Raw genomic sequence first — 24,974 nt, forward strand, 5'->3', positions numbered from 1 at the left:
GATATCCCCTCGACGGTGCCGGGGCGGGCAGGCTCGGGCGGTGCGGCCGCAGGGGGCAAGGGTGGACGGACGACAGCTTGACGACATCCTCGCCGCCGTGCCGCTGCCGATGGTGCTGATCGGGGCGCGGGAACAGATCACCACCGCCAACGCCGCAGGCCGGGCGCTGCTGGGCGAGGGGCAGATCGGCCGGCACTACGCCATCGGCCTGCGCCAGCCCGCGCTGCTGGCCGCCATCGGCGCGGCGCTGCGCGAGGGCGTCCCCGGGCAGGCGCCCTACGAGGTCATCGGCCCCTCGGCCACCGTCACCTGGCTGGTCACCGTCACCCCGCTGTCGAACGCCGGCCGCCCCGAGGCGCTCTGCGCCTTTCAGGACGTGACCGAACAGGAACTTATCGGCGCCTTCCGCCGCGATTTCGTGGCCAATGTCAGCCACGAGCTGCGCAGTCCGCTGACCACGCTGGTCAGCATCATCGACACGCTCAAGGGCGCGGCCCGCGACGACCCGGCGGCGCGCGAACGCTTCCTGACCGCCATGCAGCACGAGGCGCAGCGCATGGCGCGGCTGGTGCGCGACCTGCTGTCGCTGTCGCGGACCGAGGCCGAGGAACGCCGCCGCCCCACCACCCAAGTGGACGTGGCCGAGCTGGCCCGCGCCGTCACCGACACCCTGCGCCCGCAGGCCGAGGCGGCCGGGGTGGCGCTGGAACTGGCGGCGACCCCGGGCCTTCCCCCGATTCCCGCCGATGCCGACCAGCTGACGCAGGTGCTGCAGAACCTGATCGAGAATGCGGTCAAATACGACACGCTGGGCCGGCAGGTCACCGTCAGGGTCCACCCCGAGCAGGCCGAGGAGATGCTGCGCATCGACGTGGTCGACCAGGGCGAGGGGATCGAGCCCCAGCACCTGCCGCGGCTGACCGAGCGGTTCTATCGCGTGGACCGCTCGCGCTCGCGCGGGCAGGGCGGCACCGGGCTGGGGCTGGCCATCGTCAAGCATATCGTCAACCGCCACCGCGGCCGGCTGGCCATCGCCAGCGAACGCGGCCGCGGCACCACGGTTTCGGTGTTCCTGCCGACCGCCTGACGCGGCTTTTGCTGCGGCTGCAATCTTCATCAAACCGTTACAGAACCGTCGTCAAACCGTTGCGCCCCGGCGGTAGACCTGCCCGCATCGACCGTCACCCCGACGGTCGTGCGTGATACGAACAGGAAAACCGTATGTCCTGCATCAGACAGACTGCCTCGATCCTTGCCATTCTGGCCGTGTCGGCCGGCGCTGCCGCCGCCCGCGACCAGGTGCAGGTGGCGGGGTCGTCCACCGTGCTGCCCTATGCCACCATCGTCGCCGAGATCTTCGGCGAAAGCGCCGGCTTTCCGACCCCGGTCGTCGAATCCGGCGGCTCCTCGGCGGGGCTCAAGAAGTTCTGCGAAGGCGTGGGCGAAAACACCGTCGACATTGCCAACGCCTCGCGCCGCATCAAGGACAGCGAGATCGAGGCCTGCGCGGCCGCCGGCGTTACCGACATCATCGAGGTGCAGTTCGGCTATGACGGCATCGTCTTTGCCTCGGATATCGGCGGCAACGCTTTCGCCTTTACCCCGGCCGACTGGTACAAGGCGCTGGCCGCGCAGGTGATCGTGGACGGCAAGCTGGTCGCGAACCCCGCCACCAGCTGGGACCAGGTGAACCCGGAACTGCCGGCGCAGCCGATCATGGCCTTCATCCCCGGCACCAAGCACGGCACCCGCGAGGTCTTCGACCTGAACGTGATCGAGCGCGGCTGCAAGGACAGCGGCGCCGAAGAGGCGCTGGCCGCGCTGGTCGGCGACGACGCCGCCAAGACCTGCACCACCCTGCGCACCGACGGCCGCGCGGTCGAGATCGACGGCGACTATACCGAGACCCTGTCGCGCATCGACAGCAACAAGGAAGGCATCGGCGTCTTTGGCCTGTCCTTCTACGAAAACAACGCCTCCAAGCTGCAGGTCGCCACGATGAACGGGGTCACGCCCTCGACCGAGACCATCGCCTCGGGCGAATACCCGGTGTCGCGGCCGCTGTTCTTCTACGTCAAGAAGGCCCATATCGGCGTGATCCCCGGGCTGAAGGACTACGCCGAGCTGTTCGTCTCGGACGAGATCGCCGGTGCCGGCGGCCCGCTGGCCGAATACGGGCTGGTGCCCGACCCCGAGCTGGCGAAAGCGCAGGCCGTGGTCGCGGACGAGACCACGCTGGACTGATCCCCAAGGCCGAAACCAGGGCGATCCGGCGTCATGCCGGATCGCCGAGCCCTGCCGACCGGAGGTCCCCGTGTCCCCATTCTGGCTTGTCACCGCGGTGCTGGCGCTGGCCGGCGCTGCCTATGTCCTTGGCCGCGCGCGGGTGCTGTCCGCGGCCGCGGGCGACCACCGCGCCCTGCATTCGCTGCCGGCGCATTACGGCTGGGCGGCGGTGCAGCTGACGCTGGGCCCGGCGCTGCTGCTGTATCTGCTGCTGTTGCTGGCCGGGCAGGCCGGGCCGCTCGCCGCCGCCGCGGCGCTGGCCCTGGCGCTGGCGGCGCTGGTCTGGGCGCTGCGCCGCAACACCCCCGATTTCCGCGCCCGCAACGCGGTCGAGCGCGGGATGATGGCGGTGCTGATCCTCGCCTCGACCATCGCCATCGCCACCACCGCGGGCATCGTGCTGTCGATGCTGTTCGAGACGCGGCATTTCTTTTCCCTTTACGACTGGCGCGAGTTCTTCTTCTCGGCCACCTGGGCGCCGCAGTTCCAGGGACGCTCGCAGCTGGGCATCCTGCCGCTGCTGTGGGGGACGCTGTATATCAGCCTGATCGCGCTGGCATTCGCCGTGCCGGTGGGGCTGTTCGCGGCGATCTACATGTCGGAATACGCCGGGCGGCGGATGCGGGCGGTGGTCAAGCCGGCGCTGGAAATCCTCGCCGGGATCCCGACCATCGTCTACGGGCTGTTCGCGCTGATAACCGTCGGGCCGCTGCTGCGCGACTGGCTGGCGCAGCCCCTGGGGCTGGGCAACAGCGCGTCCTCGGTGATGACGGCGGGGCTGGTGATGGGGATCATGCTGATCCCCTTCGTGTCGTCGCTGTCGGACGACATCATCAGCCAGGTGCCGCAGTCGCTGCGCGACGGGGCATTCGCGCTGGGGGCCACGCGTTCGGAAACCATCCGGCAGGTGATCCTGCCCGCGGCGCTGCCCGGCATCGTCGGCGCGGTGCTGCTGGCAGCAAGCCGCGCCATCGGCGAGACCATGATCGTGGTGCTGGGGGCAGGGGCGGCCGCGCGGCTCAGCCTCAATCCGTTCGAGGCGATGACCACCATCACCGTCAAGATCGTCAGCCAGCTGACCGGCGACAACGACTTTGCCGCCCCGGAAACGCTGGTCGCATTCGCGTTGGGGCTGACGCTGTTCCTTGTCACGCTGGGGCTGAACGTGGCGGCCCTGGCCATCGTGCGCCGCTATCGGGAGCAATACGAATGAGCATGACCCCCGTAACCGCAGGGGCGGGATCGCTGTTCGCCCGCGACCCCCGCACCGCGCGGCGCCGCGCGGCCGAGGCGCGGTTCCGCGCCTATGGCATGGGCGCGGTGCTGGTGGGGGTGGCGGCGCTGCTGCTGCTGCTGTCCTCGGTGCTGTCCTCGGGGCTGGGGGCGTTCTGGCAGACCCAGATCCACATCCCCGTCATGCTGGCCGAGTCCGCGCTGGACCCCTCGGGGACCCGCGACCCGGCGGCGATGCGCAAGGTCACCACCATCGGCTATGGCAAGGTGATCGACGCCGCGCTGAAGCAAGCGATTGCGGAAGCCGGCATCACGGTTGAACTGACCGATGCGGAAATCGCCGCGATGGTCTCGAAAGAAGCTCCGGCGCAGCTGCGCAACAAGGTGCTGGCCGATCCCGAACTGGTGGGCAGCACGGTCGAGGTCTCGCTGCTGGCGAATGGGCGCATCGACGGCTACCTGAAGGGCCGCGTGACCATGGACAGCGCGCAGCTGGACCGCAACGTCACCCCGCAGCAGCTTTTGCTGGCGGACCGGATGGTGGCGCGGGGGATGATGTCGCGCGACTTCAACCCCGGTTTCCTGACCGCCCCCGATGCCTCGGACCTGCGCCCCGAGGCGGCGGGGCTGGGCGTCGCGATCCTCGGCTCGGCCTATATGATGCTGATCGTGCTGGGGCTGGCGCTTCCGCTGGGCGTCGCCTCCTCGATCTATCTGGAAGAGTTCGCGCCGAAGAACCGCTGGACCGACCTGATCGAGGTGAACATCGCCAATCTGGCGGCGGTGCCCTCGATCGTGTTCGGGGTGCTGGGGCTGGCCATCTTCATCAACTTTGCCGGGCTGCCGCAGTCGGCCCCCATCGTCGGCGGGCTGGTGCTGACGCTGATGACCCTGCCCACCATCATCATCGCCACCCGCGCGGCGCTGAAGGCGGTGCCGCCCTCGATCCGCGATGCGGCGCTGGGGTTGGGGGCGTCGCGGATGCAGGCGGTGTTCCACCATGTGCTGCCGCTGGCCGCCCCCGGCATCCTGACCGGCGCCATCATCGGGCTGGCGCAGGCGCTGGGCGAGACCGCGCCCTTACTGCTGATCGGGATGGTCGCATTCGTGCGCGAGTTTCCCGCCGCCCCGCCCGAAGGCTTCTTCGACCCCGCCCCGGCGCTGCCGGCGCAGATCTACAACTGGACCCAGCGCGCGGACCCGGCCTTCGTCGAGCGGGCCTGGGGCGCGATCATCGTGCTGCTGGGGTTCCTGCTGGTGATGAATGCAGCGGCGATCCTGCTGCGCCGGCGCTTCGAGCGCCGCTGGTGATGGAGACTCTGATGTACGACATGGGGATGGCGCAATCCGTGGCGGCCGAGGCGGCCGGCAAGGTCAGCGCGCGGGGGGTGCAGGTCTATTACGGCACCACCCACGCGCTGCGCGACGTCGATATCGACATTGCCGACCGGGCGGTGACGGCCTTCATCGGCCCGTCGGGCTGCGGCAAGTCCACCTTTCTGCGTTGCCTGAATCGGATGAACGACACCATCCCCGGCTGCCGGGTGCTGGGAGATATCCGGCTGGACGGCGAGGATATCCACGACGCGCGCGTCGATCCGGTGCAGCTGCGGGCGCGGGTGGGGATGGTGTTCCAGAAGCCGAACCCGTTCCCGAAATCCATTTACGACAACGTAGCCTACGGCCCCCGCATCCACGGGCTGGCGCCCTCGCGCGCCGATCTGGACGTGGTGGTGGAAAGATCCCTGCGCCGGGCGGCGCTGTGGAACGACGTCAAGGACCGGCTGCACGAGTCGGGCACCGGGCTGTCGGGCGGGCAGCAGCAGCGGCTGTGCATCGCCCGCGCCATCGCCACCTCGCCCGAATTGCTGCTGATGGACGAGCCCTGTTCCGCGCTGGACCCCATCGCAACGGCGCAGATCGAGGAGCTGATCCATGAGCTTGCCGACCAGTTCTCGGTGGTGATCGTCACCCACTCGATGCAGCAGGCCTCGCGGGTCAGCCAGCACACGGCTTTCTTTCACCTTGGCGAACTGGTGGAATACGGCGACACCGAGACGGTCTTTACCAACCCTGTCGATCCGCGCACGGAGAACTATATTACCGGACGGATCGGGTGACGGAGGGCATGATGGACAGGCGACAGCATATCGTCACGGCCTTCGACCGTGACCTGGAAACCATCGAGGCGCTGCTGGCGCGCATGGGCGGGCTGGTCGAGGCCGCGGTGGTGGACGCGATCCGCGCGCTGGAAACCCGCGACGAGGATCTGGCCGAGGCGGTGCGCCGCGGCGACAAGGCCATCGACGCGCTGGAAGAGCAGATCGACGTCGAGACCGCGCGGCTGATCGCGCTGCGCGCGCCCACGGCGTCGGACCTGCGCTATGTGCTGGCCACGATGAAGATCGCGGCGGCGCTGGAACGCTGCGGCGACTATGCCAAGAACCTGGCGCGGCGTTCCACCGTGCTGGCGCAGATGCCGGCGATCGACGGCGCCTCGGGGTCGATCCGGCGCATGGGCGACGCGGTGCGGTTGCAGATGAAGAACGCGCTCGACGCCTTCATCCAGCGCGACGAGGCGCTGGCCGAGCGGGTGCGGCTGGGCGACCATGACGTCGACCAGATGTACAACACCCTGTTTCGCGAGTTCCTGACCCACATGATGGAGGACCCGCGCAACATCACCGCCTGCATGCACCTGCATTTCATCGCCAAGAACATCGAGCGGATGGGGGACCATGCGACCTCGATCGCCGAGCAGGTGATCTATCTGGTGACCGGCAACCTGCCCGACGACGAACGCCCCAAGGCCGACCACACCGCCCTGGCCGCCCACGCCCACAAGCAGGAGGGCGCATGGCAGTCGCCGTGAAGCCGCTGATCCTGCTGGTCGAGGACGAGCCGGCGCAGCGCGACGTGATCGCCTATAATCTCGCGGCCGAGGGCTATCAGGTGGCCGAGGCCGGCGACGGCGAAGAGGCGATGCTGCTGGTCGCGGAAAACCCGCCCGACCTGGTGATCCTGGACTGGATGATGCCGAACCTGTCGGGGATCGAGGTCTGCCGCCGGCTCAAGTCCAACCCCGACACCCGCGCGATCCCGGTGATCATGCTGTCGGCGCGGCTGGACGTGCCCGACCGGGTGCGCGGGCTGGAAACCGGCGCCGACGATTACGTCGGCAAGCCCTATTCCCTGGCCGAGCTGATGGCCCGCATCCGCGCCAACCTGCGGCGGGTGCACCCGGCCGCGGCCGGTGCCGTGCTCGAGTTCCGGGACCTGCGGCTGGACGCCGAGGCCCACCGCGTCACCCGCGCCGGCCACGAGGTCGAGCTGAGCCCGACCGAGTTCCGCCTGCTGGCCACGCTGATGGAAAAGCCGGGGCAGGTGCTCAGCCGCGAACGGCTGCTGGACCGGGTGTGGGGCCGCGACATCCACGTCGAATCGCGCACCGTCGACGTGCATGTCGGCCGGCTGCGCAAGGCGCTGTGCCAGCACGGCGGCGACGACCTGCTGCGCACCGTCCGCGGCGCGGGCTACGCGCTGGGCTGAACCGGCACCCCCTGACCGCCCCCTTGCCGGGCGGCATCGGTCCCAGCGCCGGTGCCGCCCGGTTTCGTTTCTGCGGCGCGCGGCGGGGACGAATTGTCACCAGCTCTCACGCTGCCGCAAAAGCAGCGTCAGCATCGCCCGGGGCCGAGGGATCGGCGCCGCCGCCATCAGCCGTGGCTCCCCGAACTGCTGGCCGCCCTCCGACCGCCCCTGCCACCCGGGAAGCGCCGATTTCACCGAACTGTCACGCCCCCGTGCCGCCGCTGTCACACAACCCCGCTAGACGGTGCCGCAGGGCCAGCCGCCCTGCACGAAACTCCGATGAGGACCATATGCGCACTATCGTTTCCGCCCTTGCGGCCAGCACCATCCTGGCGGGCGCCGCCGGCGCGGCCGAGATCTATCCGCTGGACCGGGCGACGATCCTTGCGAAATCGCCGTTCGACTTCAAGGTCGAGCTCGACGCCGCCCATGGCGAAGCCGACATTGCGGTCACGGTGAACGGCAAGCCCTACGCCGAGGTGTTCGGCCAGCCGGCCGAGTTCGTTGCCGAGGAAACGGACGCCGACGGCGCCGCCCTGGGATCGGCGCTGATCCTGCGCGACCTGTCGCTGGCCGAGCCGGGCCGCTACACCGTCGAGGTCAGGGCCGGGGACGAGACGAAATCCGCGACGTGGGAGGTCTATGCCACCGCCGAGGCGCCGCGCGTCCGCAACGTCATCTTCATCATCGGCGACGGGCTGTCGGTGGCGCATCGCACCTCGGCCCGGATCATGTCGCGGGGGATGACCGGCGGCAAGGCCGACGGCCGGCTGGCGATGGACGATCTGGACCACATGGCCTTCATCGGCACCTCCTCGACGCATTCCATCGCCACCGATTCCGCCAACACCGCCTCGGCCTACATGACCGGGCACAAAAGCCGGGTGAACGCGCTGGGCGTCTATGCCGACCGCACCCCCGACAGCCTGGACGACCCCCGCGTCGAGACCATCGCCGAGGCGCTGCGCCGCACCACCAACAAGGCGATCGGCATCGTCTCGAACTCGGAACTGCAGGACGCCACCCCGGCGGCGGTGGTGGCCCACACCCGCCGGCGCGGCGACAAGGCCGAGATCACCGGCATGTTCCACGAGGTGCTGCCCGAGGTGATGCTGGGCGGCGGCTCGGCCTATTTCCTGAACGCCGATGTGCCCGGCTCCAAGCGCAAGGACGACAAGGACTATATCCAGCTGTTCCGCGATGCGGGCTATGCCATCGCCACCACGCGCGAGGAACTGGCCGCGGGCACCAACGCCGGGCGGCTGCTGGGGCTGTTCCACACCGGCAACATGGACACCTGGCTGGACCGCAACCAGCTGGGCAAGGGCACGGTCGACAAGTTCCCCGACCAGCCCGGGCTGGTCGAGATGACCGCCGCCGCGCTGGACCAGCTGTCGCGCAACGAGGACGGGTTCTTCCTGATGGTCGAGGCCGCCTCGGTCGACAAGATGTCCCACCCGATGGACTGGGAACGCGCGGTGCTGGACACGATCGAGCTGGACCACACCGTCGCCTTGGCCCGCGACTTCGCCGCCCGGAACCCCGACACGCTGGTCGTGCTGACCGGCGACCACACCCACGGGCTGTCGCTGATCGGCACCATCGACACCGAAAAGCCCGGCGACGACATGCGCGAAAAACTTGCCGTCTACGACGACGCGGGCTTCCCCGATTACGTCGATGCCGATGGCGACGGCTATCCCGACAGCCTTGAGGTCAAGCGGCCGCTGGCGATCTTCTCGTCGAACTTCCCGGATTACTACGAGACCTGGGGCGCCAAGCTCGACGGTCCCTTCGTCCCGGCGATCCAGGACGGCGACGGTCGCTATGTCGCGAACGAGGCCTACAAGGACGTGCCCGGCGCGGTGCTGCGCACCGGCAACCTGCCGCGCGACAACGACACCGCCGTGCACGCGGTGGACGATGTGGTGCTGCAGGCCTCGGGCCCCGGGGCCGAGGCGTTCAAGGGCTACATGGAACAGTCCGACGTCTACAAGGTGCTGGCCGACGTGCTTGCCCTGGGCACCGACCAGAAATGACCCCCTGACCGCGGCTGCCCGGGGCGTCCGGGCGGCCGCAACCTGAAAAGCGATACCCGTGATGACCCAGAACCTGACCCGCCGTTCCTGCCTGCCGCTGCTGGCCGCCGCGCTGTCGCTGCCCGCGCTGCGCCCCGCCGCCGCGGCCTCGCCCGATCTGTCCTTTGCCGAGCTTTACAGCTCGTTCAGCGCGCTGGGGCTCGAGTTCTCGGACAAGGTGAAGCAGCTGACCGGGCGCAAGGTCAGCATCCAGGGCTTCATGGCCCCGCCGCTGAAGGCCGAGGCGCAGTTCTTCGTCCTGACCGAGATCCCGATGGCGCTGTGCCCGTTCTGCTCGACCGATGCGGACTGGCCGGACAATATCCTTGTGGTCTATCTGGACCGCAAGCAGACCTTCACCGACCCGAACCAGCGCATCGAGGCCCGGGGCACGCTGGAACGCGGGTCCTGGACCGACCCCGAGACCGGCTTTGTCAGCCAGCTGCGCCTGCGCGGCGCGCGTTTCGCCAGGGTCTGATCCGGGATGCTGTCACTGGCCCTGACCGGGGTCGAGGTCGGGTTCCCCGGCCTCGACACCCCGGCGCTGAGCATTCCCCGGCTGAGCGTCGCCGCGGGCGGGCAGCTGGCGATTGCCGGCCCGTCCGGGTCCGGCAAATCGACGCTGGTCAACGTGATCACCGGGCTGGAGCGCCCCGGCGCCGGGCAGGTGCTGTGGAACGGCACCGACATCGCGCGCCTGCCCGAAAACGCCCGCGACCGCTGGCGCGGCGCCAATGTCGGGCTGGTGATGCAGGATTTCCACCTGTTCCCCGGGCTGTCGGCGCTGGAAAATGTGCTGCTGCCCGCGCGGCTGGCCCGGGTGGCGGACCGGGCGCTGGCCGCCCGCGCGGCCGGGCTGTTGGCCGAGGTCGGGCTGCACCGTCCCGCGCAGAAGGTCGAGACCATGTCGCGCGGCGAGATGCAGCGCGTCGCCGTCGCCCGCGCGCTGCTGCGCCGCCCCGGGGTGATCGTTGCAGATGAACCGACCGCCAGCCTCGACCCCGCCAACGGTGCCGCCATCGGGGCGCTGCTGGTCGGGCTGGCGCGCCGCAGCGGGGCGACGCTGATCGTCGTCTCGCACGACCCCGCGCTGATCGCGCTGCTGCCCCGCTGCCTTACCCTGGCCGGCGGCGTGGTCCACCACGACGTGACGGAGCCCGCCTGATGCTGCGTTTCATCCTTGCCGATATGGGCCGCATGAAGGCGGGCGCGCTGGTCATCGTGGCGCTGGTGGCGCTGGCGGTGGCGCTGGGGGTCGCGGTCACCCTGCAGGAACGCGCGCTGCGGCTGGGCAGCGCCCGCGCCGCCGACAAGTTCGAGCTGGTGATCGGCGCCCCGGGCAGCGAGACGCAGCTGGTCCTCTCCACCGTCTTCCTGCAGCCGGCGGCGCTGCCGCTGGTGGGCGGCGACGTGCTGGCCGCGCTGCACGACGACCCCCGCGTCGCCTGGGCCGCGCCGGTGGGCTTTGGCGATTTCCACGACGGCACCCCCGTGATCGGCACCACCGCCCGCCTGATTTCCGAAACCGCCCCCAGCATGGCCCAGGGCCGGATGTTCGCGACCGAGGGCGAGGCCGTGGCCGGCGCCCTGACCGGCCTTGCCCCCGGCGACGAAATCACCCCCACCCACGGCGAGCTGGGCCACGACCACGAGAACGTCCGCTACCGCATCACCGGCCGGCTCGCGCCCACCAACACCCCCTGGGACCGCGCCATCATGGTGCCGATCCAGTCGGTGTGGCGGGTGCATGGCATGGCGGCCGGGCATGACCACGCCGAGGACGAAGGCCATGGCGACCTTGGCCCTAATGCGGAGCGCCCGGGGAAAAGCGCGGGCCACGACAACCCCGACGCCGCTGCGCAGCACCTCGCCGAGGACGAGGGCCATGGCGACCTTGACTCCGCTGAGCAGGAACATGCGCAGGACGAGGGCCACGGCAGCTTCCACCCCGACGCGCCCCTGCCCGAGGGTGAGGACTGGCACGGCGCCCCCGGCGTTCCCGCCATCCTGGTCAAGCCCGCCACCATCGCCGACGCCTACAAGCTGCGGCAGGATTACCGCGCGCAGGAGGGCACGATGGCGGTGTTCCCGGCCGAGGTGCTGACCGGCCTTTACGCCACGCTCGGCGATGCGCGGCAGGTGCTGGCCGCTGTCGCCGCCGCGGCGCAGGCGCTGGTGGCGGTCGCGCTGCTGCTGGTGACGCTGACCCATGTCGGCCAGCGGCGGCGCCAGATCGGGGCGCTGCGGGCGCTGGGGGCGCCGCGCGGGGCGATCTTTGCTATGGTCTGGGGCGAGCTGTTCGCGCTGGCTGCCACCGGCATCGCACTGGGCCTTGCTGCCGGCATAATCGCCGCCCGCCTGCTGTCCGCCGCGATCGCGCAGCGGCAGGGGTTCCAGCTGCCGGTCACGCTGACCGCGGGCGATCTGGCGGGGCTTGCGCTGCTGCTGGCCCTGGCGGCGCTGCTGTCCGCGCTGCCCGCCTGGCTCGCCTACCGGCAACCCCCGGTCGCCAGCCTGCGGGGGTAGGGCGGACGCGGCGTGTCGGGGGCTGCGGCTGCCGCGGACACTGGCCGAGTTGCTGTTGGTATTGCTGGCATATCGGAAGCTGCGGTCGACAACCTGAGGAGGCAGGCTCTCGCGGCAGTCTGCGATTGCCGGCTTGCGGGTAGGGAGAGGGCGTCCCTTCCCGAGAAACTCGGCCGCCGGATCCGGCAGTCCCACTGTTAAGCCTGCTGCCAGCACCATGCGCGCGGCAGACGGGAAAACCGGCGGTCGCTGGCTGGAGGCGCAGCGCCAGCGAACGTTCTTTGCTGCGGCGCTTGCCCTGCTGCTGGTGCTGGCTGGGGCTGGCCGTTCGGCAATCTCCGGTTGCCAGCCGGTTGGGTGGAGAGTGTTCCTTCTCGCCTTGCCGTTAGTCCCGCAGTCTGCTGTCGGTTTGGCTGGCTGTCGGCGCCGTTGCCGGGCTGCACGATCAGGAGCCTCCGCCTTTTCCCACGACTGCCCTTCGTTCCCGCTCCTGCAAGGGCGGCATCTCGTCGCATGGTTGTGGGAAATACGTCGGCGCTGGTGGCGCAGCGCGGGTGTTCGTCCTAGCGTGCGGCGCTGGCGCGTTGCCGGGTTGCGACGCCGCTCGCCCGGTCTGGGGACGGGGGGCCGGGGCTCGCTGCGGGCGATGTGGGTGATCCCGCCGGCGGTGCCCCGATGTCGGACCGGCAGCCCCGCTGCCCCACGCGGGACGACGCATCGCCGGCAAGCTTGAACGCGTCGATGCGGGCATGTAACCGGCGGTGCCCCGGTGCCCGGGCGAAACGGACGACCGCCGGAAAGAGATGATCTGATGATGCAATTTGCCGCCTCCATGCCGCGCCGCCTGCGGCTGCTGTTTCCGGGGCTGGTGTCCTCGCTGACCGTGGCGCTGGCCGCCAAGTTCGTTTCGGAACATTACGGCGCGCCGGTGATGCTGATGGCGCTGCTGCTGGGCATGGCCTTTGCCTTTCTGGCCGAGCCCGGGGCGCCGACCGAGCCGGGCATCGAGTTCGCCTCGAGAGCGCTGCTGCGCTTCGGGGTGGCGCTGTTGGGTCTGGGGATCACCGTCCAGCAGATTGCCGCGGCGGGGGTCGAGGTGGTGTTCGTCATCCTGGCCGGGGTGGCGCTGACCATCGCGGGCGGGGTGGTGCTGGCGCGGCTGTCGGGGCGGTCGCTGCCCTTCGGGCTGCTGGCCGGGGGCGCGGTGGCGATCTGCGGGGCCTCGGCCGCGCTGGCGATCGCCTCGGTGCTGCCGAAGACCGACCCCAACCACGAGCGCGACACCATCTTTACCGTGATCGCCGTCACCGCGCTGTCGACGCTGGCGATGATCCTTTACCCGATCATCGGCGCGGCGCTGGGGCTGTCGGACCACGCGATGGGGGTGTTCTTCGGCGCCACCATCCACGACGTGGCGCAGGTGGTGGGCGCAGGCTATTCGGTGTCGGACGAGGCCGGGGCCACTGCCACCTTCGTCAAGCTGCTGCGGGTGGCGCTGCTGGTGCCGGTGGTGGTGGGGCTGTCGGTGGTCTTCGGCAAGGGCCGCGCGCCCGGCCAGCCCCGCGGGCTGCCGATCCCGTTCTTCGTCATCGGCTTTGCCGCGCTGGTGCTGGTCGGCAGCGCCAATGTCATCCCGCCCGAGGCGACCGCGCTGCTGCTGGAACTGTCGCGCTGGTGCCTGATCATCGCCATCGCGGCGCTGGGAATGAAGACCTCGCTGAAGAAGCTGGGCGAGGTCGGCGGCGGCGCCATCGCCATGGTCTGCGGGTTGACGGTGCTGCTGGCGGCATTCGCGCTGGCGGCGATAGAGCTGCTGCACATCTGACCCTGCCGTCCCCCGGCAGGCGCGGGCGGCAAGCGCCGCTCAGACCAGCTCGCGCAGCGCCAGCGCCAGTCCCGAGCCGAACATCACCAGGATCAGCAGCCGGCGGAATTGCGCATCGCTGAGCCTGTGGAACAGGGCGATGCCGAATTGCGCGCCGATCAGCGTGCCCGGCAGGGCAAGGCCGACCAGCAGCAAGGTCTCGCGGTCATAGATGCCCTGCAGGGCGAACAGCAGCACCGCCACGCCCAGGATGCCAACGTTATAGGGCTGCAGCACCGCGCGGGTCTCGCCCTTGGGCCAGGGGCGCATGGCGCACCACATCGTCGGCAGCGCCCCCGACAGCGAGGCCGCGCCCCCCAGCACCCCGCCCACGAACCCGATGCCCGCATCCAGCACCGGCGTCGGCCGCTGGAACCGCGGCAGAGAGCGGCGCAGGCTGAAGAAGCCGCCATAGGCCACCATGAACCCGGCGATGGCCAGCTTCAGCGCCAGCACGCTGACCATGCCCAGCAGCGTGACCCCCCTCGGCAGCCCGACCAGCCCCGGCAGCAGGAACCGGGACAGCCGCCCGGGCTGGGCGCGGATTTCGCGCCGGATCACCCACAGCCCCTGCAGGCCGCTGACCACCGACATCACCACCACCACCGCCACCGCCTGCTGCGCGGGCATGATCTGCAGCCACAGCCCCAGCGCCAGCAGCGCCGTCCCGAACCCGGCCAGCCCGTTGATGAAGCCGCCGGCCACCGCCCCGGCCATCAGCACCGCGAGATAATCCAGCGTCATGTCGTCCGTGTTGTTCTGGAGGTGGTGCGGTGGCTCTGATGCCGTCCCGAAGGGACGGCTGCCGCGGGGGCATTGCAAGCCGGGGTTGCGGGGGCAAGGGTTTATACAGACATTCTTATGGAGTGCCTGTTGCGGGACCTCTGCGCAAGCCCGCCAAGGCCAACGGCCCCGGGCTGCGGTTCCCCGCGTAAACCACCCCGGCCGCGTGCTGGCCGAGGGATCAGGTCGCCGGGTCGATCAGCCGCGACAGGCTGCTGTAGAGCCGCGCGGTGCGCGAAAGGGCGCGGTCGTCCAGCGCGGCCAGCGCCTGCCGGGCCACCGTGTCCTCGCCGCTGGTGGTCAGGTACCAGAAATTATCCTCGCGCGTCAGCCAGCCCCTCTTTTCCATGGCGATGAGCTTGCGGCGCGCGGTCTCGCGCGGGATGCCGGTGCAGTCGGCCAGGCGGTTGGTGGTCATCCCGCGGCGCTCGGGCGCCAGCTCGGCGGGGCTGCGCCCGCCGGCCTCGGCCGCGATCGCTGCGCTCAGCGAGACCTGGCCGACGGTGGCCAGCAGCACCACCATCTGCAGGTCGCCCTGAAAGCTGCGGCTCATGTCGGCGAGCTGCTCGGCCAGGAAATCCACGAAGCAGTATTGAAAGCGGGGATAGTTCTGCCGCAGCGCCCGCTCGACCTCGGCGGACCGGGGCGGGGAAATGCGCGGAGGCGCGGTGTCGTGGCCGGCGACCGGCGCGGCCGCCCATGCAGAGCTGGACATGTCAACCTCTTCCCATTCGGGGCGCGGGATCAGACGGCTTCTACCAGCGATGCCCCGCAAACGAAAGCGCCCCCTGCCCAATATGGGCAGGGAGTCGCGAGAATGGGGGCGTGGGAGCAGCTGGAGTGGGGCCGCGGATTGCGGGATCTGGGGGAAGGGGCGGAGAGGGCGGGCTGGAGCAAACGGGGCCAGTTACACTGACCTGGCGACTCCCGGACCAGCCGCGGCCCGCCAGCCATGCTGTGCCGCAGGACCCCGGACGCCCCCGAGGGGCGAGCGACTCCGTGCAGGTGGGGACTGCCCTGCCGTAGGCGGCGGGACCGGAAGAGGCGGGCGGCGGCAAGAAAACCCTGGAGCAAAGGCGAGGCCAGCTACACCGACTTGCGACGCTCGGGCTAAGGCGCTACGCCGCTTGCCACTCTGCGCCCGAGGGGCCACGCCCCGGCAGGCGCGGCGGGTGAGTTTGTGCAGTCAGGATTGCCCGACCGCAAGCCAAGGGGCGGCCGGAGGGAAGGACGGGAGCCGGGGGCAGAAACCATGCGAGGGCAAGAAGGGACGGTCAGTCACACCGACCTGGTGCCGCTTGGGCCAGACGCTGCGGGCTGCTGGCCATTCTGTGCAATACGGCCCCGCACCTCCCTCGGCGGCGGGTAACCCCCTGCAGGTGGAGGCCGGCAGGCTACAGGTTGCGCGGCCGGGAGGGTGTTCGGAAGGTCGGGAGGCGGAGGCCACGCTCGGGCAAAGGAGACGGCCAGTCCCACCGACTGGCGACGCATGAAACAGTTACGGGCCGCTTGCCATTCTGCGCCCTACGGTCCTACTGCTCCACGCCCCGGCAGGCGCCGCGGGCGGCTTGTGCAGGCGGGCCACCGCAAGTTGCGGACCGGGAGGAGTGTTCGTTGGGTCTGGATGCGGAGACCGGGCGGGAGCAATGGGGAAGCGTCACACCGACGCCGGGACGCTTGGGGCAATGCGCTGCAGGCCCCTCGCCCCTCCGCCCCCCCACAGCCGCTCAGTACCCCGTCCAGCCGCCGTCGGTGGCGTAGATGGCGCCGGTCAGGTTCGAGGCTTCGTCCGACAGCAGGAACAGCATCATCGATACCTGCTCGGCCACGGTTGCGGGGCGGTGGTGCGGGTCGGTCCAGGACAGGATGCTGTCGGTCTTGATGCGGCCCATCTGCGGGCCCTGCGCCTCGCGCATCGAGGCGGCGACCAGCGCCCCGGCGCGGGCGATCATCGGCGTGTCGGTCGCGGCCATGTTGACCGAGTTCACCCGGATCCCGTAGGGCGCGTAATCCACCGCCGCGTTCTTGGTCAGCCCGTTTACCGCGTGCTTGGAGGCGACATAGGCCGGGTTGCCCGCCAGCCCGGTCATGCCGGCGATCGAGCCGACGTTGACGATGGTGCCGCCGCGACCCTGTTCGACCAGCCAGCCCAGCTGCGCACGCAGCGCCAGAAAGGTGCCCAGGGCATTGGTGCGGAACACCTTGTCCCAGTATTCCTGCGTCGCCTCGTGGATGCGGGCGAAGACCAGCGGTTTCTGGGCAGCGTAGTCGGGCTCGTCGCCGGAAAACACCCCGTCCATCACCCCGGCGTTGTTGATCGCCCCGTCGAGGCCGCCGAATTGCGCCACCGCGGCGGCGACGGCGGCCTCGGCGGTGCCCTGATCGGCGATGTCGCCATGGACAAAGATGCAGTTGCCGCCCTCGGCGCGGATGGCGGCGGCGGTGGCCTCGCCCTGGTCGCGCAGCCAGTCGACGCCGACGACATTGGCGCCCTCGCGCGCCAGCCGCAGCGCCGCTGCCGCGCCCATGCCGCGGGCCGAGCCGGTGACGATGACGGTCTTGCCGGCGAAGCGGCCGGGGATGTGATGGTCGGGGCGGGGCGGCACCATCGGCACCAGCGCATTGCCGCCCGCTTTGCCGGCCGTGCTGCCCGCAGCGTCTGCTGCCGCGCCGCCCGCCGGCGTCCCGGCTGCGCCCGGCGCCTGGGCCGCGGCGGCGGTGGCGGCGGTGACGGCCAGCCCGGCGGCGGCGCCCATGGTTTTCAGGATATCGCGACGATCCATGGCCGCTCCTTCATCTGGTGTTGGTCTGGAACGCGGCCGCGCGCGGACCCCGCCCGCGGCCGCGGCGGCCCTAGTAGGTGGTGAAGCCGCCGTCGGTGGCGTAATTCGCCCCGGTCAGGTTCGAGGATTCCGGCGACAGCAGGAACAGCATCACCGCGACCTGTTCGGCCGGGGTCGAGCCGCGGCCCTGCTGGTTGCTCATCTCCAGCAGGCTCTTGACCTTGGCCATGCCGACCCCGGTATCCTTGAAGCCGCTGCGGGCGCGCTGGCCCAGCAGTTCAAAGGCGCGCTCGTACATCGGGGTGACGGTGGTGCCCATGCAGACCGAGTTCACCCGGATGCCGTAAGGCGCATAGTCGATGGCCGCGTTCTTGGTCAGCCCGTTAACCGCGTGTTTCGAGGCGACATAGGACGGCGTGCCGCCGAAGCCGCGCAGCCCGGCCACCGAGGCCACGTTGACGATGCTGCCGCCGCGGCCCTGCGCCAGCATCTGCCGCAGCTCGGCCCGCAGCGAGCGGAAGGTGCCGGTGGCGTTCACCCGCATCACCACGTCCCAATAGGCGTCCGTGGCCTCGTCGATGCGCGACATTACAAGATCCTTCTGGCTGGCATAGTCGATGGGATCGCCGGGGAAGATCGCGTCCATCACGCCCGCGTTGTTCAGCGCGCAGTCGAGCCCGCCGAAACTGTCCACCGCGGCCTTGACCATGGCATCGCAAACCGCGGTTTCGGAGATGTCGCCCTCGACGAACACCGCCTTCAGCCCCTCGGCGTTGATCGCGTCGACCACGGCCTGGCCCTCGTCGGCCAGCCAGTCGACGCCGACCACATTGGCGCCCTCGCGCGCCAGCCGGATCGCGGCGATGCGGCCCATGCCGCGGGCGCAGCCGGTGACCAGCGCGGTCTTGCCCGCAAAGCGGTTGGGGACGAAATAATCCTCGGGCACCGGCACCAAGCTTTGCCGGCCGGGAATGGCGGGGTCGGCCGGATCCCAGGGCATTGCATAGGCGCCAAGCGGCGTGGGTGCGGCGGCAGCAGCAGCGGCCACGGCGGGCGCCTCGGTCGCGGCGGCGGCGGGGGATGCCACCGCACTGCCGGCCAGCCCGCCGGCGGCGGCTACGCCCATCACCCTCAGGAAGTCGCGGCGCTCGATACCGTCGCGGGTTTCATCATCGTTGCACATGGGGCAGGTTCCTTGCTTGCAGAAATCGGGGTCCGCTGCGCCGTCAGAAGGCGTAGCGGACAAAGACCATTGCGCTGAGCCAATCCTTGGCCGAGCCGTCCAGCGCCTCGCGCACCCCGTCGCCGGGGATGGTGTAGGCGATATGGCCGTGGACATAGACGTTCTTGGACTTGAACCACTTGACGGTCAGATTCGCCTCGTATCCCAGCTCGTCGTCGTCCAGCAGCGACAGCGCCGGGTTGCCGCCGATGTTGTTCAGCTGGTCGGCCTTGAAGGCCCAGAGCTGCGGCACCAGTTCCACCCGGGGCGCGACCTTCAGCCGGGCCTGCAGGCGGTGGGCGATGACGTTGCTGTCCTGCACCACCTTGAAATGGTTGGCGCCCTGCACCCATTGCTCGCCGGTGCCGCCCGACAGCAGCGGGTCCCAGCGCTCATAGGTCGAGGTGGCGGGGTCGTCGCCCGAGAAATAGGACACGCGATAGCTGACGGTCGGCGACCAGCGCGCCTCGGGCAGGTTGTAGCCCAGCTCGACCCAGCCGGCGCGGGCGTCCATGTCGAAATTGCGGTTGGTCTGCCGGGCGATCTCGGCCCCGAAGAACGGGCCGGCGCTGCCCGCCGGGTTCGGCTGGTAGTTGAGGCGTACGTCGTAAAGCTCCAGCACCCTCGCGGGTGCCGACCACGGTGCCGGTGGGGCCGAAATAGCGGCTGTCCGAACGGGGGACCGACAGATAGCTGGTGCCCAGGCTCAGCCCCGACAGCGGCCGGGTTTCAAGGTTCAGCCCCAGGATCCGGGTCTTGGTGTCCAGGATCGGCAATTCGTCGGGGTCGAGATAGAACGCCTCGAACTTGGTGTCGTTGTACGAGATCTGCGCCAGCGCCAGGAAATCCGAGGCCCAGCGGGCATTGGCCTGCAAGGCCGCGCGTTCCCCGCCGTTGGCGGCGGTGTTGGCGATCAGGAAGCCGTTGGACAGGGTGAAGCGCTGGCGCCCGGCAGTGACGTTGAAGGCCAGCCGGTTGCCGCGCGCATCGACGCCGCCGCCGACGATGCCGACATAGGCGTCCTCGAAGAACGTGTAGCTGCGGGTCTCGTCGGTGAACAGCTCCTGCCCGAACGAGCCCGAGGTGATGGCGCTGAGCCCGCCATAGAGCGACAGCGATTCGCTCAGCGGCGTGATGCCATAGACGCCGTAATGCAGATACGCCTCGGTCCAGTCGTCATAGCCGCGGCCCGAGGGGCGGCCCTCGACCATCGGATTGCCGCTCAGCATCAGGTCGGGGCGGCCATACCACGCGTTGTTGTTGGCGTAGTACAATCCCAGCGCATCCAGCTTGAAGCGCAGCATGGTGCCGTTGTGATCGACGATCAGCGGGAAATCCCCGGGATCGCCGCTGACCGCCATGCCCCGGCCCCGGGCGGGCTGCGCCTGGTCGCCCAGCGAGAACGAGACCGCCAGATCGACCCCGCCGGTGGCAGAAGGCAGCACATCGTAATCGACAGATTGCACGGCGGGGTTGCGGCGCACCGCCGCCAGCGCGAACCGCATCCGGTCGTCCGAGAAGGCCGATCCGGGAAACAGCCCCATCGCCCGGCGCACGTTGTCGACCATGCGGTCGTCATAGGCGGGGTCCCCGGTGGGGTTGGTGATCCGGACCGAGATCGTGTCGATCGACCGCATGGCAAAGGGATGCGCATCGGTGACACCCTGCGCCCAGCTGCCGCCGCCGGCCGGCAGCAGCACCGCCGCCCCGCACAGCAGCGCGGCCAGCACCCGCGCCCGTTTCCCGCCGGACGCCGCCTGCGGCGGAACCCCGCGCCTGCCAGTCCTTTCAGCCATGGTCTCACTCCCACGATGTTGCCTGCCGACCCTGCGCGCCATCCACAGCGCCCCGCGGAGCCCACCGGCGCCCGCGCAGCCGGCCGTCGCAACCGGGGTCGCGGGGGCCCGGCGTCGCTGCCGGGCGGCCATGCGCAGTCAGGGGCCGGGCGCCTGTCGGCTGCACCGGCCGGTGCGGAGCGCGAGCGCGTCCGCCATCCTTGCCTTCCACGGAGACGCGGCCGGGGAACGCTCCGCCGGGGGAGGGTTCCGCTGGGATGCGCCTGTTGACTGAACCGGGTTATTCGGGCGATTTGGCCCGCACAACGCTGTTGCTGCCCATTTTGGGGCGAATCATGTCGAATCAAGTGGTTTTCCGCTCAAATCCGGCAAGGGAAAAGGCGAGATTCCGCGCCCCGGCAGGCGACGAAGCGGGGGTCGCGCTTCGGTTGCGCGCGGGCGGGTCGCGAAAGCGCGCTGAATCCGTGCCGAAATCGCCCGGACAGCCGGGGTTGGCGGCTGCCGCAGCGGCTCAGCCGCCGCGGGCCTCGTCGCCGACGATGCGGCCATCCTCGAGCGTCAGGATGCGGTCGGCGCGGTCCAGGATGCGGTTGTCGTGGGTGACCATGATCGTGGTGGTGCCGCGCGCCTGCCCCAGTCGCTTGAGCAGCTCCACCACATTGGCGCCGCTGTCGCGGTCCAGCGCGGCGGTGGGTTCGTCGGCCAGCACCAGCTCGGGGTTCCGACCAGCGCGCGGGCGATGGCGACGCGCTGCTTCTGCCCGCCGGAAAGGTTCGCGGGCAGATAGTCCAGCCGCTCGGACAGGCCCAGCAGGCCCAGCACATGCGCCGCGGCCGCCTGTGCCTGGGCCTTGTCCACCCGGCCCAGCACCTGCACCCCCATCATCACGTTCTGCGCCGCAGTCAGGCTTTCATGCAGGTTATGCGCCTGGAAGATGAAGCCCAGCCGCCGCCGCAGCGCCGTGGCCAGCGCCGGGGTGGCGCCGTGCAATTCATGGCCGAGCAGGACGACCGAGCCCTGCTGCACCTCGCGCAGGCATCCCAGCAGCGTCAGAAGCGTGGTCTTGCCCGAGCCCGAGGGGCCGACCAGCACCGTCAGGCTGCCGCGCGCGATGCGCAGGTTGATGTCGTAAAGCGCCTGCTTGCGCGCCTCGCCGCGGCCGAACCAGTGGTTCAGCGCCCGGGCCTGCACGGGGAAATCCTCGTCCCCCATCAGAACAGGTCCGCGGGGTCGGCGCCGGCCAGCCGCCTTGTGGCGATGGCGCCCGACAGGATGGAAAACACCAGCGTGCCGGCCAGCACCGACAGCACCATTCCGGGCGTCACCGCCAGCGGCAGGGTGGTGATCCGCCCCATCAGCGTCAGCAGCCCGCCCCCGATCAAGCTGTTGCGGGAAAACGGGGGGCCGGGGTTCCACCGATATGGTTGCACGGGGGGGACTGCGGCAAGACGTGGGCGACGGAAGGGCTGGCGCTGCGGGGCGGCGTCACAGCCAGCCCAGCAGCCGCCACCACAGCCAGTCCATCGGCATCAGCACCACGAAGGTCAGCACCCCCAGCGGCAGGGTGGCGCGTAGCACATGCGCCAGCCGCTCCCCCGAAAGCTGCATGGCCATCACCAGCGGCCCGACCTGATAGGGAAAGATCACCGTCGCAAAGCCGACCACCTGCGTCATCAGCACCGCCTGCAGCGACAGCCCGGTCGCCGCCGCCAGATCGGGGGCCATCGGCGTCAGCACCGTGGGTACCCCCGGCATGGTGGTGACCAGCCCCATCAGCCCGGCCATCCCGGTCAGTGACAGGAAGTTGGTGAAGCTGGCGCCCTCGCGCAGGGGCAGCAGCTCCTGCAGGGCGCCCCCGGCAAGCGCCCCCAGCCCCGAGGCGTTGACCACCGCCCCCAGCGCCAGGGCCGCGGCGACGAACAGCACCATGCCGAAATCGACCGAGGCGTTGAACTGTTTCGGCGCCACCACCCCCAGGCGCGGCATCAGCAGCGCCGCGGCGGTGGCGATGCCGATCCAGGCCGGGCCGATGCCGTGCAGCCGGTCGGTCATCCACAGCGCCAGCGTCGCGGCCAGGATCAGCGCCACCCGCCGCTCGGCCGCCGAAAGCCTGGTGCGGCCGGCCTGCGTCTCTGCAGGGCCTGCGGCAAGCCGGTCGGGAAACAGCCACACCACCAGCGCCACGGTCAGCGCCGATTTCACGATGCCCAGCACCGGGTAATGCAGCAGCAGATAGGAGAGATAGCCGAACGAGACGCCGTGCTGCCCCTCGGCCGCGCCGGCCAGGATCATGTTGGGGATGTTCGACGGCAGGATCGCGAAACTGGGCATGTTGCAGGCCAGCGTCAGTGCCACCGCCACCCCGATGCGCCCGTTCGAGCCCGGCGCCAGCCCCAGCCGCTGCGCCAGCGCCATGCCCACCGGCACCAGCACCACCGCCCGCCCGACCGAGGACGGCATCACGAACCCCAGCGCCATCGCTGCCAGCGTCAGCACCGCGACCAGCCGCGGATAGCTGTGGCCGGCCAGCGGCACCAGCGCCTCGGCCAGCCGCGCGCCCAGCCCCGAGGTGGTGATCGCCGCCCCGATCACGAAGCCCGAGACGATCAGCCACACCGCGGCCGAGCCGAAGCCGGCGAACACCAGCTCGGGCGGGGCCAGCCCGGGGATCAGCACGGCGGCGAAGAAGACCAGCGAGGTCAGGAACGGCGGGATCGCCCCGGTGCTCCACAGGGCCAGCGTCGCCAGCACCACCGCGGCGGTAGCGCCCATCGGCTGCGGCAGCGCCAGCCCCAGCGCCACCGCCGCCAGCAGGCTGGCCAGCAGGATCAGCGGCCGGGGCGACAGGCGGCGCGGGGCAAGGGGAAGGACGTGGGACATGGGCGTGCCGGGGCGTGGACTAGGTTCGCCACATTCTGGACCAGTCCCGGGCACCTGCGTAAGATCGCCATCATGACAAAGGATATCGCCGAGTCGCCACAGCTGCGCTTTGACCCCAGCGGCGCGGCCTATGTGCTGGACCCCGCGCGGCCGGTGCTGGCGCATGGGCGCGACCTGGCGGCGGGCGCCCATGTCGCGCCCCACGCCCACCCGCGCGGGCAGCTGCTGTGGGCGGCCGAGGGGCTGCTGCGGCTGAGCGCGGACGATGGCGTGTGGCTGGTCCCGCCCGGCTTCGGCATCTGGATCCCCGGCGGCACAAGGCACGAGATGCGGGTGGTCTCTCGCCCCGGCACGGGGGCGCGGACGCGCAATCTCTACGTCGATCCCTCGTGCCCGCTGCGGCCCGGGGCGCAGGGAGGGGCGCAGGGGTGCGAGGTGCTGCCGGTCGCGCCGCTTCTGCGCGAGGTGATCCTGCGGATGGTGGAGGAAACCGATCCCGCCCGACTTGCCCGGCTGGGGGCGGTGGCGCTGGACGAGATCGCATCCGCCCGGCCCGCGCCGCTGGACCTGCCCGCCGGCCACGACAAGCGGCTGCGCCGGCTGACCGCGCATCTGGGCCGCAACCCGGCCGACCCCCGGCCGTTGCCGGTGCTGGCAGCCGAGGTGGGGGCAAGCCCGCGCACGCTGGCGCGGCTGTTTCGCGCCGAGACCGGCCTGTCGTTCCGCGACTGGCGGGTGCGGGTGCGGCTGCTGGCCGCCGTCGGCCGGCTCGAGCGCGGCGAAAGCAGCACCACCATCGCCCATTCGCTGGGCTGGCGCAGCCCCAGCGCCTTCGTCGCCGCCTTCCGCAGCCATTTCGGCAGCCCCCCGCAAAGCTGGCTGCGCGGGCGGTAGGGGCGACAGGGCGCGGTTGCCCGGGTCAGCGCCTGCGGTGCTGAACGACCGCCTGAACATGCTGCTGAAATACACCTATCTGCACGACCTGCCGGGCGAGGATCAGGTCACCGCCTCGGGGTCCGAGGATGGGCCGACGCAGAAAAGCCATGTGTTCTCGGTGGATGCCAACTACGACCTGACGCCCAAGCTGACCATCGGCGGCAAATACGGCTATCGCCGCTCCAAGGTGGCGGATCGCGGGACCGAGGATTTCGTGACCTCCTCCGCCGATCTGGCGATCCTGCGGCTGGACTGGCACGTCGTCCACATGTGGGACATCCTGGCCGAGGGCCGGATCCTGCGTACGCGCGAGCTGAAGATCGACGAAACCGGCGCACTGCTGGGCGTCTATCGCCATCTCGGCAACCACGCCAAGATCGGGGTCGGCTATGAATGGGGCAAGGTCTCGGACGACCTGACCGACCTCGATTATCTTGGCGACGGGCTGTTCCTGAACCTGGTGGCCAAGTTCTAGGCGCGGGCGCCCGTCGGGCGCCCCGTCCCCCGGCGGCGGCTTTGCCCGCCGCCCTTGACCCTTGCCAGACCGCCGCGGCCCGTCCTAGCATCCAGCCCCGGACGAGGAGGAGAGCGGCCGAGATGTGCGATGTCCTGATCGCGGAGGATGAGCCCACCATACTCGAAACCCTGAGCTTCCTGCTGGGGCGCGCGGGGTGGAGCGTGGCCTCGGTCACCGACGGGGCGGCGGTGCTGGACATGGTGCGGCGCACGCGCCCGGGAATGCTGGTGCTGGACGTGATGCTGCCTGGGCGCAGCGGGCTCGACATCCTGCGCTCGTTGCGTGCGGACCCGGAACAGGCCGACATGCCGGTGCTGATCCTGACCGCGCGCGGGCAAAGCCACGACCGGCAGCTGGCGCTGGATCTCAAGGCCGACGGTTTCATTTCCAAGCCCTTCGCCAACGACGACGTGGTGGACGAGGTGCAGCGCCTGCTGGGGCAGCGCGCCGCCCGCATCACCACCCCGGGCTAAGGCACG

The 24,974-nt window shown here is 70.4% G+C and carries 24 protein-coding genes; 15 read left to right on the forward strand and 9 right to left on the reverse strand.

What is annotated here, in order from left to right; translation table 11 throughout:
- Positions 1–61 precede the first annotated feature (61 nt).
- From RSP45_RS14950 to RSP45_RS15005, 12 genes are all read left to right on the forward strand, one after another.
- Entirely contained in the window at positions 62–1,087 is a 1,026-nt protein-coding gene (locus RSP45_RS14950; RefSeq protein ID WP_415392534.1) for a sensor histidine kinase, read from the forward strand.
- A 134-nt stretch (positions 1,088–1,221) separates the two neighbouring features.
- Positions 1,222–2,244: a substrate-binding domain-containing protein gene (locus RSP45_RS14955; RefSeq protein WP_073063934.1), complete on the forward strand. Its 1,023-nt coding sequence runs from the start codon at positions 1,222–1,224 to the stop codon at positions 2,242–2,244.
- 70 nt (positions 2,245–2,314) lie between these two features.
- The gene (gene pstC, locus RSP45_RS14960; RefSeq protein WP_073063937.1) at positions 2,315–3,499 is read left to right on the forward strand and encodes a phosphate ABC transporter permease subunit PstC; all 1,185 of its coding nucleotides are present in this window, start codon (positions 2,315–2,317) and stop codon (positions 3,497–3,499) included.
- Positions 3,496–4,830, forward strand: a complete 1,335-nt coding sequence (pstA, locus tag RSP45_RS14965; protein WP_415392535.1) for a phosphate ABC transporter permease PstA — start codon at positions 3,496–3,498, stop codon at positions 4,828–4,830. The genes pstC and pstA overlap by 4 nt, the downstream gene beginning before the upstream one ends.
- Positions 4,831–4,841: 11 nt before the next feature.
- On the forward strand, positions 4,842–5,639 hold the full coding sequence (pstB, locus tag RSP45_RS14970) for a phosphate ABC transporter ATP-binding protein PstB (protein ID WP_415394085.1): 798 nt from the start codon (positions 4,842–4,844) through the stop codon (positions 5,637–5,639).
- 11 nt (positions 5,640–5,650) lie between these two features.
- A complete protein-coding gene (gene phoU, locus RSP45_RS14975) occupies positions 5,651–6,391 on the forward strand; it encodes a phosphate signaling complex protein PhoU (RefSeq protein WP_415394086.1) in 741 nt (246 codons plus the stop codon).
- Complete coding sequence (gene phoB / locus RSP45_RS14980) at positions 6,376–7,068, forward strand: phosphate regulon transcriptional regulator PhoB (RefSeq protein ID WP_415392536.1); 693 nt, start codon at positions 6,376–6,378, stop codon at positions 7,066–7,068. The genes phoU and phoB overlap by 16 nt, the downstream gene beginning before the upstream one ends.
- 332 nt (positions 7,069–7,400) lie before the next feature.
- Positions 7,401–9,149, forward strand: a complete 1,749-nt coding sequence (locus RSP45_RS14985) for an alkaline phosphatase (protein ID WP_415392537.1) — start codon at positions 7,401–7,403, stop codon at positions 9,147–9,149.
- A 61-nt stretch (positions 9,150–9,210) separates the two neighbouring features.
- Positions 9,211–9,666 (forward strand): hypothetical protein, encoded by a 456-nt coding sequence (locus RSP45_RS14990; RefSeq protein ID WP_303729859.1) that lies wholly within the window; start codon positions 9,211–9,213, stop codon positions 9,664–9,666.
- Between the two features lie 6 nt (positions 9,667–9,672).
- Positions 9,673–10,353, forward strand: a complete 681-nt coding sequence (locus RSP45_RS14995; RefSeq protein WP_415392538.1) for an ABC transporter ATP-binding protein — start codon at positions 9,673–9,675, stop codon at positions 10,351–10,353.
- Entirely contained in the window at positions 10,353–11,714 is a 1,362-nt protein-coding gene (locus RSP45_RS15000; RefSeq protein WP_415392539.1) for an FtsX-like permease family protein, read from the forward strand. The genes RSP45_RS14995 and RSP45_RS15000 overlap by 1 nt, the downstream gene beginning before the upstream one ends.
- An 811-nt stretch (positions 11,715–12,525) precedes the next feature.
- On the forward strand, positions 12,526–13,539 hold the full coding sequence (locus tag RSP45_RS15005; protein WP_415392540.1) for a YeiH family protein: 1,014 nt from the start codon (positions 12,526–12,528) through the stop codon (positions 13,537–13,539).
- A 39-nt stretch (positions 13,540–13,578) separates the two neighbouring features.
- Here RSP45_RS15005 and RSP45_RS15010 read toward each other — a convergent pair whose 3' ends face one another.
- The 9 genes from RSP45_RS15010 to RSP45_RS15050 form a co-directional block, all read right to left on the reverse strand.
- Complete coding sequence (locus RSP45_RS15010) at positions 13,579–14,322, reverse strand: sulfite exporter TauE/SafE family protein (RefSeq protein WP_415392541.1); 744 nt, start codon at positions 14,320–14,322, stop codon at positions 13,579–13,581.
- A 220-nt stretch (positions 14,323–14,542) separates the two neighbouring features.
- On the reverse strand, positions 14,543–15,076 hold the full coding sequence (locus tag RSP45_RS15015) for a helix-turn-helix domain-containing protein (RefSeq protein ID WP_415392542.1): 534 nt from the start codon (positions 15,074–15,076) through the stop codon (positions 14,543–14,545).
- A 1,012-nt stretch (positions 15,077–16,088) separates the two neighbouring features.
- Complete coding sequence (locus RSP45_RS15020; protein ID WP_415392543.1) at positions 16,089–17,144, reverse strand: SDR family NAD(P)-dependent oxidoreductase; 1,056 nt, start codon at positions 17,142–17,144, stop codon at positions 16,089–16,091.
- Positions 17,145–17,214: 70 nt separating this feature from the next.
- Positions 17,215–18,327, reverse strand: coding sequence for an SDR family NAD(P)-dependent oxidoreductase (locus RSP45_RS15025; RefSeq protein ID WP_415392544.1), 1,113 nt, complete (start codon positions 18,325–18,327; stop codon positions 17,215–17,217).
- A gap of 43 nt (positions 18,328–18,370) precedes the next feature.
- Positions 18,371–18,853 (reverse strand): alginate export family protein, encoded by a 483-nt coding sequence (locus tag RSP45_RS15030; protein ID WP_415394087.1) that lies wholly within the window; start codon positions 18,851–18,853, stop codon positions 18,371–18,373.
- Positions 18,759–20,162, reverse strand: coding sequence for a hypothetical protein (locus RSP45_RS15035; protein ID WP_415392545.1), 1,404 nt, complete (start codon positions 20,160–20,162; stop codon positions 18,759–18,761). Before RSP45_RS15035 ends, RSP45_RS15030 begins: the two co-directional genes overlap by 95 nt.
- A 558-nt stretch (positions 20,163–20,720) precedes the next feature.
- Positions 20,721–21,374, reverse strand: a complete 654-nt coding sequence (locus RSP45_RS15040) for an ATP-binding cassette domain-containing protein (protein ID WP_415392546.1) — start codon at positions 21,372–21,374, stop codon at positions 20,721–20,723.
- Complete coding sequence (locus RSP45_RS15045) at positions 21,374–21,592, reverse strand: hypothetical protein (protein WP_415392547.1); 219 nt, start codon at positions 21,590–21,592, stop codon at positions 21,374–21,376. Before RSP45_RS15045 ends, RSP45_RS15040 begins: the two co-directional genes overlap by 1 nt.
- Positions 21,593–21,647: 55 nt before the next feature.
- Positions 21,648–23,042, reverse strand: coding sequence for an SLC13 family permease (locus RSP45_RS15050; RefSeq protein WP_415392548.1), 1,395 nt, complete (start codon positions 23,040–23,042; stop codon positions 21,648–21,650).
- Between the two features lie 72 nt (positions 23,043–23,114).
- On the opposite strand from RSP45_RS15050, the gene RSP45_RS15055 reads away from it, so the two are divergent.
- From RSP45_RS15055 to RSP45_RS15065, 3 genes are all read left to right on the forward strand, one after another.
- Complete coding sequence (locus RSP45_RS15055; RefSeq protein WP_415392549.1) at positions 23,115–23,936, forward strand: AraC family transcriptional regulator; 822 nt, start codon at positions 23,115–23,117, stop codon at positions 23,934–23,936.
- Positions 23,937–23,973: 37 nt separating this feature from the next.
- On the forward strand, positions 23,974–24,453 hold the full coding sequence (locus RSP45_RS15060; protein ID WP_415392550.1) for a hypothetical protein: 480 nt from the start codon (positions 23,974–23,976) through the stop codon (positions 24,451–24,453).
- Positions 24,454–24,575: 122 nt separating this feature from the next.
- On the forward strand, positions 24,576–24,968 hold the full coding sequence (locus RSP45_RS15065) for a response regulator transcription factor (protein ID WP_415392551.1): 393 nt from the start codon (positions 24,576–24,578) through the stop codon (positions 24,966–24,968).
- Positions 24,969–24,974: the final 6 nt, after the last annotated feature.

The organism is Paracoccus sp. SJTW-4, assembly GCF_047716885.1.
Taxonomy (GTDB): domain Bacteria; phylum Pseudomonadota; class Alphaproteobacteria; order Rhodobacterales; family Rhodobacteraceae; genus Paracoccus; species Paracoccus solventivorans.

Excerpts from the sequence above, each read along its gene's own strand:
- RSP45_RS15035 (WP_415392545.1), bottom strand. The coding sequence starts at position 20,162 with ATGGCTGAAAGGACTGGCAGGCGCGGGGTTCCGCCGCAGGCGGCGTCC.
- RSP45_RS14990 (WP_303729859.1), top strand. The coding sequence starts at position 9,211 with ATGACCCAGAACCTGACCCGCCGTTCCTGCCTGCCGCTGCTGGCCGCC.
- RSP45_RS15040 (WP_415392546.1), bottom strand. The coding sequence starts at position 21,374 with ATGGGGGACGAGGATTTCCCCGTGCAGGCCCGGGCGCTGAACCACTGG.
- RSP45_RS15010 (WP_415392541.1), bottom strand. The coding sequence starts at position 14,322 with ATGACGCTGGATTATCTCGCGGTGCTGATGGCCGGGGCGGTGGCCGGC.
- RSP45_RS15005 (WP_415392540.1), top strand. The coding sequence starts at position 12,526 with ATGATGCAATTTGCCGCCTCCATGCCGCGCCGCCTGCGGCTGCTGTTT.
- RSP45_RS15020 (WP_415392543.1), bottom strand. The coding sequence starts at position 17,144 with ATGGATCGTCGCGATATCCTGAAAACCATGGGCGCCGCCGCCGGGCTG.
- RSP45_RS15065 (WP_415392551.1), top strand. The coding sequence starts at position 24,576 with ATGTGCGATGTCCTGATCGCGGAGGATGAGCCCACCATACTCGAAACC.
- RSP45_RS15025 (WP_415392544.1), bottom strand. The coding sequence starts at position 18,327 with ATGTGCAACGATGATGAAACCCGCGACGGTATCGAGCGCCGCGACTTC.
- phoU (WP_415394086.1), top strand. The coding sequence starts at position 5,651 with ATGGACAGGCGACAGCATATCGTCACGGCCTTCGACCGTGACCTGGAA.
- RSP45_RS14995 (WP_415392538.1), top strand. The coding sequence starts at position 9,673 with ATGCTGTCACTGGCCCTGACCGGGGTCGAGGTCGGGTTCCCCGGCCTC.
- RSP45_RS15050 (WP_415392548.1), bottom strand. The coding sequence starts at position 23,042 with ATGTCCCACGTCCTTCCCCTTGCCCCGCGCCGCCTGTCGCCCCGGCCG.
- RSP45_RS15000 (WP_415392539.1), top strand. The coding sequence starts at position 10,353 with ATGCTGCGTTTCATCCTTGCCGATATGGGCCGCATGAAGGCGGGCGCG.
- pstB (WP_415394085.1), top strand. The coding sequence starts at position 4,842 with ATGTACGACATGGGGATGGCGCAATCCGTGGCGGCCGAGGCGGCCGGC.
- RSP45_RS15015 (WP_415392542.1), bottom strand. The coding sequence starts at position 15,076 with ATGTCCAGCTCTGCATGGGCGGCCGCGCCGGTCGCCGGCCACGACACC.
- RSP45_RS15055 (WP_415392549.1), top strand. The coding sequence starts at position 23,115 with ATGACAAAGGATATCGCCGAGTCGCCACAGCTGCGCTTTGACCCCAGC.
- RSP45_RS14955 (WP_073063934.1), top strand. The coding sequence starts at position 1,222 with ATGTCCTGCATCAGACAGACTGCCTCGATCCTTGCCATTCTGGCCGTG.
- phoB (WP_415392536.1), top strand. The coding sequence starts at position 6,376 with ATGGCAGTCGCCGTGAAGCCGCTGATCCTGCTGGTCGAGGACGAGCCG.
- pstA (WP_415392535.1), top strand. The coding sequence starts at position 3,496 with ATGAGCATGACCCCCGTAACCGCAGGGGCGGGATCGCTGTTCGCCCGC.
- RSP45_RS14985 (WP_415392537.1), top strand. The coding sequence starts at position 7,401 with ATGCGCACTATCGTTTCCGCCCTTGCGGCCAGCACCATCCTGGCGGGC.